Source organism: Streptomyces sp. NBC_00193, assembly GCF_026342735.1.
Taxonomy (GTDB): domain Bacteria; phylum Actinomycetota; class Actinomycetes; order Streptomycetales; family Streptomycetaceae; genus Streptomyces; species Streptomyces stoeckheimensis.
The window spans coordinates 990,768-1,005,104 of record NZ_JAPEMM010000001.1; the positions used below are offsets into that span (position 1 = coordinate 990,768).

The window sequence follows — 14,337 nt, forward strand, 5'->3', positions numbered from 1 at the left end:
GCGGTGTTCAACATGATCGAGGAGCTGTTCAGTCCGGGGCGCAAACACACGGACGAGGAGAAGAAGCGGCTGGAGCTTTCCCGGATCGACGTGAATGACGGCGACCCGGGAAAGGGTCCGATAGACCTGGACTCCGGCAAGGTGCTCATACGTACCAAGGAGCACCCGGCGGCGTAGGCACAGGCCCAGGCGTAGGCCCAGGCACAGACCTACGCCTGGGCCACGGGGCCGAAGAGCCGGAGCCGGTGGGCCAGCGCGGCGGCCTCGCCGCGGCCCGCGACCCCCAGCTTCGCCAGGATGTTCGAGACGTGCACGCTGGCCGTCTTCGGGGAGATGAAGAGCTCCTCGGCGATCTGGCGGTTGGTGTGCCCCACCGCGACCAGGCGCAGCACGTCCCGTTCGCGGCTGGTCAGGCCCAGCGCCTCGACCGGGTCGATGTCGGGCCCGAGCAGGCCCTTGGGGATGTCCACGGGCGTGAGCGGGAGCCTGGCGCGCTGCGCGAGCAGGGCCAGGTCCTCGCGGAGCCTGCGGGCGCCCAGCTGCTCGGCGGTGGCGTAGGACGCGTGGAGCAGCCCGGCGGCGGCCTCGCGGTCCCCGCCGGCCGCCAGCAGGGCCTCCATGAGCCGGTACTGGGCCCTGGCGAGCAGGTACGGGCGCTCCAGGGGGCGTACGGCCGCTTCCACGGCCGTCCAGTCCCCGACGGTGTCCCGGGCCTCCGCGCGCAGCAGTTCGGCCCTGAGGTACTCGGAGTGGGCGGTCCACACCGGGACCGGGGTGGCCAGCTTCCGGGCGGCGTCGCGCAGCGCCGTCAGGGCCTCCTCCCGGCCGGCCTCGGCGGCGGGCAGGCCCCGGGCGTCGGCTTCGGCCGAGGCGGCGGCGAGCAGCATCGGCCAGGCGTAGCGGTGGTTGCCGAGCGGGAAGCCGTGCTCGATGGCCGTGGCCACTTCGCTGCGGACGTCGGCTATCCGGCCCTCCCCCGCGGCCACCCCGATCGCGAGGCGGAACAGCGGGATCCGGTGCTGGGGCTGGCCTTCGTGGGATCCGAAGTGGGTGCGGGCGGCGGTGAGCTGGGCCGCGGCCTCGGTGAGTTCGCCGCGGGCCAGGGCCAGGTAGGCCAGCCGTACGACGGCCGCGGCGCGCGGGGCGGCGCTGCTGACGAGGGTCAGGGTGCGCCGGGCCTGCGTCGCGGCCTCCTCCCACCGGCCGAGGCTGTACAGGCTCTCCGCCAGGTTCCCCCGGATGTAGGCCTCGGAGTCCATCAGATGGGAGTTCTTGACCAGCTCGGCGCCTTCTTCGGCCAGTTCCACGGCTTCGCCGGACCGGCCCAGGCATTCCAGATGGGAGGTGAGGTTCACGTGCGCACGTCCCACCAGCATGCCGAGGCCGAGTTCGGCGGCCCGCTCCTTGACCGCGAACATCTCGGCGAGGCCGCGCTCGGGTTCCCCCGAGTCGACGAGCAGGCTGCCGACGGTGATCCGGGCGTTGAGTTCGGTGTCCTCGGCGCCGACCATCCGCGCGTACTCCACGGCGCGTTCGGCGGCGACCAGGTTGTCGGGCCCCGGCTTGTGGAGCATGCCCCAGCTCGCGGCCCGGACCAGGACGTCGGCGTGCACCTGGGACGGGGGCAGCCCGCGGACGAGCTCCTGTGCCTTGGCGAGCTCCGCCCAGCCGTCGCCGCGGGCGAGGCCGGCGATCATCCGGGAGCGTTCGGTCCAGAACCAGGCGGCCCGCAGCGGGTCGTGGCCGTCCTCCAGCAGCCGCAGGGCCGTCTTGGTCAGCTTGAGCGCGCGTTCGCGCTCGCCGCCGAAGCGGGCCGCGACGGTGGCTTCGGCCAGCAGGTCGAGGTGTTGCAGCGGGGTGGTCGCCGGGTCGCAGCCGCAGGGCGGGTAGACCTCGGTGTAGTCCGCGGGGCGCAGTTCGGACCGTACGTCCTCCGGTACGGCCTCCCACAGGTCCATGGCCCGCTCCAGCAGGCGCAGCTGCTCGGAGTAGGCGTGCCGGCGCCGGGCGGCCACCGAGGCCGCGAGCACGGCGGGCAGGGCCTTGACCGCGTCGTTGGCGTAGTACCAGTAGGTGGCGAGGCGGATGACCCGCTCCTCGGCCCGGATGAGCGTGTCGTCCTGCTCGAGTTCCTCGGCGTAGCGGCGGTTGACGCGGGCGCGCTCGCCGGGCAGCAGGTCGTCGGAGACGGCCTCGCGGACCAGGGAGTGCCGGAAGCGGTAGCCGTCGCCGTCGGAGGTGGCCAGGAGGATGTTGGCGCCGACCGCCGAGCGCAGGGCCTCGATCAGTTCGTCCTCGGTGAGCCGGGTGACGGCGCGCAGCAGGGCGTACTCCACCGTGGAACCACCCTCGGCGACGATGCGCACGACGCGCTGCGCGGCGTCCGGGAGGACTTCGACGCGGACGAGGAGCAGGTCGCGCAGGGATTCGGTGAGGCCGGTGGAACAGCCGCTGGCGCGGGAGGCGACGAGTTCCTCGACGAAGAAGGCATTGCCGTCGGAGCGGTCGAAGACCGATTCGACGAAGTCCTCGTCGGGCTGCGAGGCCAGGATCCCGGCGAGCTGGCGGCGCACTTCCGCCCGGTTGAAGCGGGACAGTTCGATGCGCTGGACGGTGCGCAGCCGGTCGAGTTCGGCGAGGAGCGGGCGCAGCGGGTGGCGGCGGTGGACGTCGTCGGCGCGGTAGGTGGCGACGACGACGAGGCGGCCGCTGCCGAGCGCGCGGAAGAGGTAGGAGAGCAGGTGCCGGGTGGAGGTGTCCGCCCAGTGCAGGTCTTCCAGGACGAGGACGACGGTGCGGTCGGCGGCGAGGCGTTCCAGCATCCGGGCCGTCAGTTCGAAGAGCCGGGCGGTGCTCTCCTCGTCGTGGGGGCCGCGGGGGGTCTCGCCGAGTTCGGGGAGGATGCGGGCGAGTTCGTCCTCCTGGCCGACGGCGGCTGCGGCCAGTTCGTCGGGGAGCAGGCGGTGCAAGGTGCGCAGGGCAGTCGAAAACGGGGCGAAGGGAAGCCCCTCCGCCCCGATCTCCACACAGCCTCCGACGGCTACGACCGCGCCGCGGCGGTCGGCCTCGCAGAGGAACTCCTCGGTGAGGCGGGTCTTTCCGACCCCGGCCTCGCCGCCTATGAGCAGTGCCTGCGGCTCTTGGCCGGCGGCGCGCGTCAGGGCGTCGGTGAGTACGGCCAGTTCGTCGGCGCGGCCGACGAACACCGGGCTGACAGATCTGGTCTCCACGCCGCCGAGCATCGCACAGAGGCCCTGCTCGTCGGCACTGGATATCGGTGCGCTTCTCATCACGTGCCGGTTCGCACGGTCTCGCGACGCGGGTTACGCGGCGCGGGTGAACCGGCCGCGGTGTCCACTCACCGACCCCTCCGGTTCCTGGCTCCGGGAGAAGAGGCGGCTGGCCTTCTTCGCTTCCCGGACCAGACGGTAGGCGTCGGCCTCGCGGATGAGGTCTTCGCGGCGGGCGGTGGCGATCTCGTACTCGAACATCTTGTGCTCCCTGGTTTGCGTTTCTCCGACACCTCGTTCGGTGTGATCCAAGATTCGCGCCCCAGGGGGTACCGGCACATCGGGAGCATGCCGCATCTGCACGGGCCGGGGGTCCTTAGGCCGGGACCCGGGGTCCCTGAGGCGGCCTAAGGCAGTACCTAGGCGAGCCCGCCGGGGACCGGCGAACGGCCTAGGCGGGCCGCCGTGCGGCGGCGGACGGGCTAGGCGGCGGGGGCCACCGGGAGGGAGAGGACGTACATGAACGCGAAGGCGAGCACGCCGATGGCGGCGACGACGACGGCGGCCCAGGCCACGGAGCGGACCCATGCCGGGAGGGTGCGGCCGGGGGCGCCGAAGGCCGGGCGGGCCAGCACGAACACGGCGATGAGCAGCGCGATCGTCGACAGGACGCCGTTGACCAGGGCGGTCATGTGCCAGGCGTTGCCGTACAGCGCCTCGATCTTGTCCTCGGTGGTGGTGGCGGTGGCCGAGCTGATCTGGCCCTTGAGGGTCTCCCGCTCGCCTATGACGCGGGAGGTCCAGCTGCCGCTGAGGGCGACCAGGCCGAGACCGGCGGCGACGATCGCGGAGGCTCCGGAGGCGACACCACTGCTCTGCTCCTCGTCGGCAGCGGCCTCGAGGTCGTCGAGGTCGTCGAGGTCGGTGGCGAGCTCCTCGCCCGGGACCTCCTCGGTGGCGGCGGTGTCCGCGGCGGCCGGGGCGGTGGTCTCGTCGGTGGCGGCCTTCTTCAGGTCGGCCGGGGAGTCCGCCTCGGGAGCGGTCGGGGCGGGGGTCTTGGTGGTGTCCATGCGGGGCACCGTAGGCGGCTTTTCTGAGAGGTTCCTGAGAATCCGGCCGGGCAGCGTGCAGCGCACCGCCCCGGCCCCCCGGAGGACTCGGGGCGGGGCGATGGCGGGCGGGCGCGGGGGTGGTTACGCGGGGCGGGCCGCGGACCACTCGTCGGCGAGGATCGCCCAGATCTCGGTGTCCTGGCGGACGCCCCGGTGCGAGTAGTTCTGGCGCATGACGCCTTCGCGGGTCATGCCGAGACGCTCGGCCACGGCGAGGCTCTTCTTGTTGCCGGAGGCGGCGTGCCATTCGACGCGGTGCATGCCGCGCTCGCCGAAGGCGTAGTCGATCAGCACCCGGCAGGCCTTCGTGACCAGGCCGCGGCCGGCCGCGGCGGGCTCCAGCCAGCAGCCGATCTCACAGTTGCCCGACGCCGCGTCGAACGCCGGGAAGAGCACTCCGCCCACGAGGGTGCCGCCGAGCCGGATCCCGAAGAAGCGCGCGCCGTCCTCCCCCGCCGTGAGGGCGTACTTGGCCAGCAGGGCGCGGGCGGACTCCAGGTCGGTGGACCGGTCGGGGAAGCCGACGTACTGGCCGATGAACTCGCGTCCGCGTTCGATGTGGGCGAAGAACTCCTCCGCGTGCCGGGCTTCCAGCGGGAACAGCTGGGCGTCGTCGGCGAGGTCTATCGAGAACATGCGCGTTCTTCCTTGGGTATCGGGCGGCGGGTGGCCGGATCACCGGGAGCTGGTCGCGGGCTCGTGCGCGTCCTCGCTCGTGACGGGGTCCGCGCCGGGCCGCTGCAGGGGAAGTTTCGCATGCGGACGGCGCTCCGGGGGCTCGATGCTGATCTTCGGGAGCCGGCGGTCCAGCCAGGCCGGCAGCCACCAGTTGGCTCCGCCGAGCAGGTGCATCAGGGCCGGGACGAGGAGGGTCCGCAGGACGAAGGCGTCGAGGGCGACGGCCGCGGCGAGCGCGATGCCGAACATGGCGATGAGCCGGTCGCCGCTGAGTACGAAGGCCAGGAAGACGGAGATCATGATGACCGCCGCCGAGTTGATCACCCGGCTGGTCTCGGCGAGCCCGACGCGCACGGCCCGCTTGTTGTCCCCCGTCTCCAGCCACTCCTCGTACATCCGGCTGACCAGGAAGACCTGGTAGTCCATGGACAGCCCGAAGAGCACGGAGACCATGATCACGGGGAGGAAGGGCTCGATCGGCCCCGCGCTGCCCAGCCCGAGCGGTTCGCTGCCCCAGCCCCACTGGAAGATCGCGACGACGACTCCGAAGGAGGAGGCGACGGCGGCGACGTTCATGGCGGCCGCCTTGACCGGGATGCCTATGGAGCGGAAGGCCAGCAGCAGGAGCACGCAGCCGAGCGCGATGACCACGCCGACGAAGAGGGGCAGTTTGCCGACGATGACCTCGGCGAAGTCGTCGTACCCGGCCGTCACGCCGCCGACGTGGACCTGCATGGAGCTGTCGTGGCCGGCGCGCGGGATGACGTCCTCGCGCAGCCTGTCGACCAGCTCGCTCGTGGCCCGGGACTGAGGGGAGGAGTCCGGTACGACCGTGACCACGGCGGTGTCGCCGCTGCGGTTGAGGACCGCCGGTCCGGCGGCGGCCACGCCCTTGGTCGTACGGATCGACTCGGTCAGCGCGTCCACGGCGACCCGGTCGCCGGCCCCGCCGAGACGGGCGACCACGGTCAGCGGGCCGTTCATGCCCGGGCCGAAGCCCTCCGCGAGCAGGTCGTAGGCCTTGCGGGTGGTGGACGTGGCCGGGTTGTTGCCCTGGTCGGAGGTGCCGAGGTGGAGGGAGAGCGTGGGCAGCGCCAGCACCACCATGACCGCGGTGGCGACCAGGCCGAGCAGCTTCGGGTGCCGCTCGACGAAGCCCGACCAGCGGGCGGCGAAGCCGGTCACCGCCTCGGGCAGCGGGCCCTCCGCGGCCAGCTTGCGGCGCTCGCGGCGGGACAGTGCGCGCATGCCGATGTACGAGAGGAGCGCGGGGAGCAGGGTCACCGAGGCGGCGACGGTCAGGACCACGGTGAGGGAGGCGGCGATGGCGACGCCGTTGAGGAAGTTGAGCCGGAGCACCAGCATGCCGAGCAGCGCGATGCAGACGGTGGCCCCGGCGAAGACCACGGCCCGGCCGGTGGTGGCGACGGCGCTCTCGGCGGCTTCCGCGACCGGGAGACCGCGTTTGAGGCCCTTGCGGTGGCGGGTGACGATGAACAGCGCGTAGTCGATGCCCACCCCGAGGCCCACGAGGGTGCCGAGCATCGGCGCGAAGTCGGCGACCGGCATCGCGTGGCCGAGGAGGGTGATGCCGAAATAGGCGGTGCCCACGCTGACCAGGGCGGTCGCGATGGGCAGCAGACTCGCGGCCAGCGACCCGAAGGCCAGGAACAGCACCACCGCGGCGATGGCCACGCCGATGACCTCGGCGAGGTGCGCGGAGGGGGCTTCGGTGAGGCCTATGGCGCGCCCGCCGAGCTCGACCTGGAGCCCGTCGGCCTGGGTCGTCGGGTTCCGCGCGGCGTCGACGACGGCCTTCGCCTCGCCCTTCGGCACCGAGTCGGCCTGCCGGTCGAAGGTGACCACCGCGTAGGCGGTACGCCCGTCGGCGCTGATCCGGGCCCCGCTCTCGGGCCCGGGACCGTAGGGGCCCGCCACCGATCCGACACCGGGCAGCCCGGCTATGGAGTCGAGGGCCCGCGTCATCCGCTCCTGCACGGCCGGCGTGCGCACGCTCTGCCCGTCCGGAGCCCGCCACACGATGGTGTCGGTATCGCCGCCCTGCCCGTGGAAGCCCTCCCGCAGCAGCGCGTGCGCCTTGGCGGACTCGGTGCCGGGGACCTCGTAGTCGTTGGAGAACGCCGCCCCGGCCCCGACCGCGGCAGCGGCGGTCCCGCCGAAGGCGAGGAGCCAGATCAGAACGGCAACGAGTCGGTGCCGCATGCACCAGCGTGCGAGGGCTGACAACGGACGGGCTCCCTGGTGGTTCGGATCTTTACCGGGGAACGGCCCGTCGGAAAGAACGCGTGAACACTGAAACTGAACGCTGGGCGTCTGGAATTTTGGTCGCGTGGTGGGTCTGGTTGGTCTACACCTCAACGATCGCAGCGTCGCGTGATCGTTGGCGGCCTTCGTGGGCAGCGTCACAGGTGTGCGGGCAGGTGCGGGACCATGGTCACACCGGCTTCGGAGCGGAGGTCCGGCCGGATGGGTCGGTGGGCTCTTCGTCTGACTCGTGGTCCGACTCTTCGTCCGACTCTTCGTCGGCCCGGTAGCCCGGCAGCGAGGGCCACCGCACGGTGAGGACCACCGAGTCCTCCTCCGCGTACCAGGAGTGGTCGACTCCGCGTCCCCAGACGACGTAGTCCCCCTGTTCGGCCAGTACGACGTTCCGTCCGGGGAACTCCAGCCGGAACCGGCCGCTGATCAGCACCTGCAAGGCCGTACGGGACTCCCCGCGGACCCAGCTCGCCCGCTCCTCGCCCTTGGGGTGCACGCCCCACTTGATCTCCACGTCCTCGCTGTGGCGGGGATCGCCGTGCTCCTTGAAGTGCCCCAGCAGCCAGCCCCGGTCGACGGCGGCATCGGGGGTGGCCTTGCCGGTGTAGACGGAGGGGTGGGCGGGGGTGGTGGGGGTGGGGTGCAGGGGGTGGGTGGGGTCGCTCACGGGGTGAGGTTAATGCAGTTGTCGGACCCGTCGGCGGCTGGTGAGCTGGCCGGATGACTATGGATCCGAATGACCTGCTGAAGGTACGCGCCGAGTTCGACACCGTGATGCGACGGGAGGCCCTGCCCGACACCAGTGACGCGCGCGTGGAACGGGCGGGCGCGGTCGTACGGCAGATCGTGCCCGGATCCGGGGGGAACACGGTGCTCTGGTCGGACCTCGACGAGCACACCGCGGATGCGGTGATCGCGGAGCAGGTGGCCTACTTCACGGAGCTGGCCGCTCGGGGCGAGGTCCCGTCGGCGGAGTTCGAGTGGAAGCTCTACGGCCACGACCGCCCCGCCGACCTCGGAGACCGGCTGCGCGCGGCCGGCTTCGTGGCGGAGCCCGCGGAAACGCTCCTGGTGGCGCGGGTGACGGACCTCGCCACCCTGTCGGTGGAGCCCCCGGAGGGCATCACCCTTCGGGTGGTGACCGACGAGGAGGGCGTGGACCTGATGATGGAGGCCCACCGCCAGGCCTTCGGCACGGATCGCCCCCGCATCAAGGACCTGATGCTGAACCTGCTGAGGGACGAGCCCGACACCATCGAAGCCGTCGTCGCGATGGCGGGCGACACCCCGGTGAGCGCGGCCCGGATGGAGATGCGCCCGGGGAGCCCCTTCGCGGGCCTGTGGGGCGGCGGCACGGTCCCGGAATGGCGAGGCCACGGCATCTACCGCCTCCTGGTGGCCCACCGCGCCCGCGTGGCGGCGGACCGGGGCATCCGCTACCTCCAGGTCGACGCATCGGAGGACAGCCGCCCGATCCTGGAACGGCTGGGCTTCGACGTGTTGGGCGTGACGGTGCCTTGGGTTTGGGAGGGGTAGGGCGGTTACGGGGTGGGGGTGGGGGTGGGGGTGCCTTGGGGGTGGGGGGGTGTCGGGGCTGGGGGTTGGTGGCCTGTGCTGCGGGTTGGTCCTTGGCTTCGATGAGTACCGGGGGGCGTCCCGGCAGTCCAGTGTCCTTTCGGTGTGGGCCGGTCCCTCAAGGGCGCTCCCTGCGGTCGCGTCGCTACGCGATGGCCTTCGGCCACCCTTGACCGACCGGCCCACACCGAAACGCCACAAGACTTCCGGGATCCCCCCGGGGAACGGCCGGGGGGAGGAGAGGGGAGGAGCGGCCCTGTTTGGCATGCCCGTGCCCCCTCCGGCCGGTGGCCATCTGGACACGGGCCCGGCAGGACCGTGACCTCAGCCGGTACGGACGTGCGGGGCGATCGGAGCATCCAGGGCCGGGCGTCTGGACACCCTTCCCGTGACCGTCGACAGCCACCCCGAGCGCAAGGACGCCCACCAGCCCCTCAGGGCCGGTGGGCGCGACAGATCGCTACACACTCCCACTCGGCTAAGCGACTAACCACCGGCCGTGGCTGATCTAGAAGGGCGGGAGCGCCATGACGGAGTCTGAGGACGGCGACGGGGAGATCGGACGCTGCTGCAGGGTGGATCGCGGTACGCGGATCAGGAATTGGTGTTGCGGGTCAGGAATTGGTGTTGAGGAAGCCGATGGTTACTGCGCCCCACCAGCAGAGTTGGGAGATGACTGCGGTGACGCCTCCCCAGAGCAGGAGGCGCGGAGTGGCGGCGGGTGCGGCGGCGAGGCGGCGGGCGAGGAGGCCGGCCTGGAGACCGTTGAGGGTCAGGAGGGCGACGAGCCCGAGCTTGGCGAGGGTGAGCGGCGACTTGAGATCGGGTTCCAGCATCATCCCGCTCACGACGAGACCACCCAGCCCGGCCCAGATGGGTATGTGGAGCCGGGACGTCGCACCGACCACCTCGGCGAGCGTGCAGCGCCTCATGGCCCACAGCAGACCGTAGTAGTCGGCGGACAGAACCGCGCCGAAGCCGACGACGAGCGAGGCGAGGTGAGCGAAGAGCGCCGCCGTGTGCAGTGCCGGGTCGGTCTTCATGTGAACGGAGATCCACAACCCGACAGGCAGAACGATCATCGCCCCGAGCCCTGCGGCCACGACCGTCCACCAAGAGTCGTACAGGCGGACAGGACGAGCAGACAGATCAGCGGCAGGGGACGACATGACGATGAGCTCCGAGGGCAGGACAGCCGCGAACGCGACGTGGGCGAGGTAAGGCTTACCTAAACATTCCATAAGGTCAAAGCCCGTCCACGGCCCAAGACGGATACCGGCCGCTTCCATACCCCTTTGCCCGAAAATATTCGGCCACACATATCCAGCCACGGACGGTGGTCAGTCGCTTAGCCGAGTGGGAGTGTGTAGCGATCTGTCGCGCCCACCGACCCTGAGGGGCTGGTGGGCGTCCTTGCGCTCGGGGTGGCGGTCAAAGGTCACGGGAAGGGTGTCCAGACGCCCGGCCCTGGATGCTCTGATCGCGCCGCGCGTCCGTACCGGCTGCGCTTCCGGTCCTGCCGGGGCCGTGCGGGGATGACCCCTGGCCGGAGGACGCACAGGCATCTCAGACCAGGCCGCTCCTCCCCTCTCCTCCCCCCGGCCGTTCCCCGGGGGGATCCCGGAAGTCTTGTGGCGTTTCGGTGTGGGCCGGTCGGTCAAGGGTGGCCGAAGGCCATCGCGAAGCGACGCGACCGCAGGGAGCGCCCTTGAGGGACCGGCCCACACCGAAAGGACACTGGACTGCCGGGACGCCCCCCGGTACTCATCGAAGCCAAGGACCAACCCGCAGCACAGGCCACCACCCCCCAGCCCCGACCAGCTCCATAGCCACCCCACCCCGCCCCACCCCACCCCCCTAAGCCGCCAGCTCGATCCCCCTCCGGCTCAGCTTCAGCGTGTACACCGTGTCCCTGCTGAGCAGGCGGCTCACGCCCGTGGCCAGGGCCACTGCCAGCATGAAGGGGGCCGTCAGGGTGTACTCGCCCGTCAGTTCCACCATGATGACCACCGCCGTGATCGGGGCGCGGGCGCTGCCTGCGAAGACGGCTGCCATGCCGACCAAGGCGAAGGCGGGGGCGTTGGCCGGGGAGGTCAGCAGGCCGAAGGCGGCGCCGAGGGTGGCGCCGATGAAGAGGGACGGGGCGAAGACTCCGCCCGAGCCGCCGATGCCCATCGTGGTGCTCGTCGCCAGGATCTTGCCCAGCATCAGGAGCAGCAGCAGGCCCAGGGCGTACTTCCCGTGGACCGCGCCCTCCAGGACGGGGTAGCCGACTCCGTACATCTGGGGCAGCGCCAGGAGGATCAGGCCGAGCAGCAGTCCGCCCACCGCCGGGCGCAGCCATTCCGGGCCGCGCCAGAGCCGGTCGCACAGGTCCTCGGCCGCGTAGAGGAAGCGCGTGAAGCCGATCCCGACGGTTCCCGCGAGGACTCCGAGGGCGGCGAAGAGCAGGTACTGCCCGGGGCCTCCGGCGTGCATCGCCTCCAGGGCCAGGAACGGCCGGTCGCCGAAGACCGCGCGGGCGACGGCGCAGGCCGTGACGGAGGCGAGGGCGAGGTAGCCGAAGGTGCGGGAGGACCAGCGGCGGAGGATGAGTTCCATCGCGAACACCACACCGGCGAGCGGTGCGTTGAAGGTCGCCGCGATGCCGCCGGCCGCGCCGCAGGCGAGGAGCAGTTTGGTGTGCTCCTCGTTGGACTTCAGCAGCCGCCCGAGGGTGGAGCCGAGTGCTGCGCCGATCTGGACGATGGGGCCTTCGCGGCCGACGGAGCCGCCGCCTATGCAGAGGGCGGAGGCGAGGGATTTGACGGCGGCGACGCGGCCCTTGATCTGCCCGCCGTTGTGGGCGACGGCCAGCATGACCTCGGGGACCCCGTGCCCCCGGGCCTCGCGGGCGTACCGGTGGACGAGCGGGCCGTAGACGAGGCCGGCGGCGACGGGGGCGAGCAGGACGAAGTACGGCCCGAGGAGGCGTGCGCCGGGGTGGGCGGCGTGGCCGGCGGCCGCGTAGTCGGCGTGGCCGGAGAGCAGCTCCGTCGCCCCGATCACCATCCACCGGAAGAGCACGGCTCCGACGCCCGCTCCGATGCCGATGAGCAGCACAGGGCCGAGGCTCTTCAGCTGGGAGATGCCGGTGTTGCCAGTGACACGGGTGATGCGGGTGATGCGGGTGGGACTTTGCGGCATATGTTCACTTTAGGAACAAAGCGCGGGGCGCCGGTAGGGGCGAACGCCTTCCACCCCCCGGGACCAACGGGGCAAGATCTCAGCCATGGCTGCAACAGAATCCGCCGACCGCGTCGGCCCTCCCCTCACCGGGGGCGAGCGCGAGACGCTCCGCGCGTACCTCGACTTCCACCGGGCCACCCTCGCCTGGAAGTGCGAGGGCCTCACCGACGAGGAGCTGCGCCGCCAGTCGTCCCCGCCCTCCACGCTGTCCCTGCTCGGGCTGGTGCGGCACATGGCGGAGGTGGAGCGGCACTGGTTCCGGCGCACTTTCGGCGGGGCGGACGTCCCCCACCTGTGGTCGGACACCCACGACTTCCAGGCCGCCTACGACGCCTCCGGCTCGACCCGCGACGAGGCCTTCGCGGCCTGGCGGGCGGAGGTCGAGCACTCCCGCGCGGTGGAGGAGGCCGCCGAGTCCCTCGAGGTGACGGTGCGCGTCGAGAAGTGGGAGGAGGACGCCTCGCTGCGCCTGCTCATGCTGCACATGATCCACGAGTACGCCCGCCACAACGGCCACGCGGACTTCCTCCGCGAGGCCGTCGACGGCGCCACGGGCGCCTGAGGCCGGCACCGCTCACCCGCGATCCGTCGGCAGCTCCGCCAGGAATCCGGTGATCAGCTCCGCCCACTCCTCCGGAAGTTCGGCGAACGGCAGGTGCCCGGTGGCCAGTTCCGCCCACCGGGCACCCGGCAGTGCGTCCGCCAGCTCCCGCTGGACCTCCAGCGGTACGAGCCCGTCGGCGGTGGTCGCGATGACGAGCGCGGGTACGTCGAGCCGTGCGAGGTCGGCGCGCAGATCGGCCCCCTTCACCAGTGCGGCGTGGTCCCCGCCGCCGGGCGGGAAGGAGGCCGCAGTGGCCCGTACAGCCTCCTCCACCTGCTCGCCGGTCAGCCCTTCCAGCACCCGCGGGCTGAGGGTGAGCGGGACGAGGAGCCTGGCGAGCAGCTCGCACTCCCCGCGGCGGGCCAGTTCGGCCCACAGATCGGTGACGAGTCCGAGCCGGTGTCCGGCGCGGGCGAAGCTCGCCGTGAGCACGAGCGCGGTGACCCGCTCCGGGTACCGGGCGGCGAGGCGCACGGCGACGTTCCCGCCGAGGGAGTAGCCGAGGACGGCGAACCGCTCCAGCCCCTCGGCGTCGGCAGCGGCGACCAATTCATCGACGAGCGCGTCCAGTTCCAGCGGCTCCGTGGCGCGCGGGGTCCCTCCCGTACCCGGGTAGTCCACGCCCACGACGGTGTGGCCCTGGGCCAGGGCATCCAGGATCGGGCCGAAGTTCGACTCGACCGAACCCCCTCCACCATGGGCGAGGAGCAGGCCGGGGCCGCCGCTCTCCTTGCGGACGGTGCGGGCGTAGGTGCTGGTCAGTGCGGTGCTCACGAGGAGTCCCTCCAATTTCCATAACGATCACTACAGAAAGAACCGTACACGCTTTAGCTAGCGATCGCTACAGAACTCTGATCTCGTACGGGTGCCGTACGGGTCGACGGCGCGTCAGCTCACCATGGCCGCGCATGGCGGCGACGCTCGACGAACCGTTCGGCACGGAACGGCTGTTGACCCGGTGATCCCGGGATTCCGCCCAGGCCGGCTTCGTCGGCGACGCCACCCACTGACCGCCAACCGCCACCAGGCGGGGACCTCAACCCCCGTCCGGCACTCCGAGGTCGGCCCTCATGGCCGCCCGCATCACCCGGAGCGGGCCCCAGATGCCCTGCTGGGCCTCCGCCGCCGCCTCCATCGACTCCCCCGGGGCCGGCTCGCCCCGCTCCAGACGCTTCACCTGTCCGTAGACGTCCGACAGGGCGTGGTTGACCACCGCCGCGGGCGTGAGGACGGTGCCGGGGGCGATCATCTGCGCCTCGGAGTACTGGTCGCGGAAGGCGTCCTTCGTGGCGTCGAGCGCGGTCCGGTCGGCCTCCTCGATCCCACGCTCCCTCATGGCGTGCAGATGCCGGTTGAGGGCGGTGGTGAACTGCCGGGCGTCCCGGTTGAGGCCCACGTAGCAGGTGCGCCGCAGCAACAGGTTCTCGCGTACCGCATCGTGACCGTGCACGAGCTCGAGCTCGCGGCGCTTCGCGCGCGCCGCGCCCCGCTGGGTGAGCAGCGTGGCGCCCAGCGTGCCCGCGACACCCACCACCGCGATGACCATCGAACCGATCTCCACCGACGCATCCTCCCCAAGTCCGCTTTCCCCGCGCCAAGTCTGCCGGAGCGTCTGCCCCGAAGGTCTCGA

At 71.7% G+C, this 14,337-nt stretch carries 12 protein-coding genes and 1 pseudogene; 3 read left to right on the forward strand and 10 right to left on the reverse strand.

The window, feature by feature from the left end:
- Nucleotides 1–3: 3 nt before the first annotated feature.
- Nucleotides 4–177, forward strand: a complete 174-nt coding sequence (locus OG898_RS04015; protein ID WP_250742464.1) for a DUF6191 domain-containing protein — start codon at nucleotides 4–6, stop codon at nucleotides 175–177.
- Nucleotides 178–209: 32 nt separating this feature from the next.
- Here OG898_RS04015 and OG898_RS04020 read toward each other — a convergent pair whose 3' ends face one another.
- The 6 genes from OG898_RS04020 to OG898_RS04045 form a co-directional block, all read right to left on the reverse strand.
- Nucleotides 210–3,242 carry a LuxR family transcriptional regulator gene (locus OG898_RS04020; protein WP_250742560.1) on the reverse strand — a complete coding sequence of 1,011 codons (3,033 nt, stop codon included), beginning with the start codon at nucleotides 3,240–3,242 and terminating at the stop codon, nucleotides 210–212.
- A gap of 81 nt (nucleotides 3,243–3,323) precedes the next feature.
- Nucleotides 3,324–3,491, reverse strand: coding sequence for a hypothetical protein (locus OG898_RS04025; protein WP_250742465.1), 168 nt, complete (start codon nucleotides 3,489–3,491; stop codon nucleotides 3,324–3,326).
- A gap of 221 nt (nucleotides 3,492–3,712) precedes the next feature.
- Nucleotides 3,713–4,300 (reverse strand): hypothetical protein, encoded by a 588-nt coding sequence (locus tag OG898_RS04030; RefSeq protein WP_266955007.1) that lies wholly within the window; start codon nucleotides 4,298–4,300, stop codon nucleotides 3,713–3,715.
- 123 nt (nucleotides 4,301–4,423) lie between these two features.
- Entirely contained in the window at nucleotides 4,424–4,978 is a 555-nt protein-coding gene (locus OG898_RS04035) for a GNAT family N-acetyltransferase (protein WP_250742467.1), read from the reverse strand.
- Between the two features lie 39 nt (nucleotides 4,979–5,017).
- Complete coding sequence (locus OG898_RS04040) at nucleotides 5,018–7,267, reverse strand: MMPL family transporter (protein WP_250742468.1); 2,250 nt, start codon at nucleotides 7,265–7,267, stop codon at nucleotides 5,018–5,020.
- Nucleotides 7,268–7,475: 208 nt separating this feature from the next.
- Nucleotides 7,476–7,946 carry a signal peptidase I gene (locus OG898_RS04045; protein ID WP_266960067.1) on the reverse strand — a complete coding sequence of 157 codons (471 nt, stop codon included), beginning with the start codon at nucleotides 7,944–7,946 and terminating at the stop codon, nucleotides 7,476–7,478.
- Between the two features lie 80 nt (nucleotides 7,947–8,026).
- Between OG898_RS04045 and OG898_RS04050 the strand changes: the two genes are divergently transcribed.
- Nucleotides 8,027–8,836, forward strand: a complete 810-nt coding sequence (locus OG898_RS04050; protein ID WP_266960069.1) for a GNAT family N-acetyltransferase — start codon at nucleotides 8,027–8,029, stop codon at nucleotides 8,834–8,836.
- Nucleotides 8,837–9,489: 653 nt separating this feature from the next.
- Here the strand turns inward: OG898_RS04050 and OG898_RS04055 are convergent.
- Nucleotides 9,490–9,918, reverse strand: a complete 429-nt coding sequence (locus OG898_RS04055; RefSeq protein WP_250742470.1) for a hypothetical protein — start codon at nucleotides 9,916–9,918, stop codon at nucleotides 9,490–9,492.
- Nucleotides 9,919–10,741: 823 nt separating this feature from the next.
- Nucleotides 10,742–11,926, reverse strand: a pseudogene (locus tag OG898_RS04060) (chloride channel protein); the annotation flags it as partial.
- Nucleotides 11,927–12,146: 220 nt separating this feature from the next.
- Here OG898_RS04060 and OG898_RS04065 point away from each other — a divergent pair.
- Complete coding sequence (locus OG898_RS04065) at nucleotides 12,147–12,665, forward strand: DinB family protein (protein WP_250742471.1); 519 nt, start codon at nucleotides 12,147–12,149, stop codon at nucleotides 12,663–12,665.
- A gap of 12 nt (nucleotides 12,666–12,677) precedes the next feature.
- Here the strand turns inward: OG898_RS04065 and OG898_RS04070 are convergent, their stop codons facing one another.
- Nucleotides 12,678–13,481 carry an alpha/beta fold hydrolase gene (locus OG898_RS04070; RefSeq protein WP_266955010.1) on the reverse strand — a complete coding sequence of 268 codons (804 nt, stop codon included), beginning with the start codon at nucleotides 13,479–13,481 and terminating at the stop codon, nucleotides 12,678–12,680.
- Between the two features lie 262 nt (nucleotides 13,482–13,743).
- Nucleotides 13,744–14,268 carry a hypothetical protein gene (locus tag OG898_RS04075; protein ID WP_250742473.1) on the reverse strand — a complete coding sequence of 175 codons (525 nt, stop codon included), beginning with the start codon at nucleotides 14,266–14,268 and terminating at the stop codon, nucleotides 13,744–13,746.
- Nucleotides 14,269–14,337: the final 69 nt, after the last annotated feature.

Excerpts from the sequence above, each read along its gene's own strand:
- OG898_RS04025 (WP_250742465.1), bottom strand. The coding sequence starts at position 3,491 with ATGTTCGAGTACGAGATCGCCACCGCCCGCCGCGAAGACCTCATCCGC.
- OG898_RS04050 (WP_266960069.1), top strand. The coding sequence starts at position 8,027 with ATGGATCCGAATGACCTGCTGAAGGTACGCGCCGAGTTCGACACCGTG.
- OG898_RS04065 (WP_250742471.1), top strand. The coding sequence starts at position 12,147 with ATGGCTGCAACAGAATCCGCCGACCGCGTCGGCCCTCCCCTCACCGGG.
- OG898_RS04020 (WP_250742560.1), bottom strand. The coding sequence starts at position 3,242 with ATGCTCGGCGGCGTGGAGACCAGATCTGTCAGCCCGGTGTTCGTCGGC.
- OG898_RS04055 (WP_250742470.1), bottom strand. The coding sequence starts at position 9,918 with ATGAAGACCGACCCGGCACTGCACACGGCGGCGCTCTTCGCTCACCTC.
- OG898_RS04035 (WP_250742467.1), bottom strand. The coding sequence starts at position 4,978 with ATGTTCTCGATAGACCTCGCCGACGACGCCCAGCTGTTCCCGCTGGAA.
- OG898_RS04030 (WP_266955007.1), bottom strand. The coding sequence starts at position 4,300 with ATGGACACCACCAAGACCCCCGCCCCGACCGCTCCCGAGGCGGACTCC.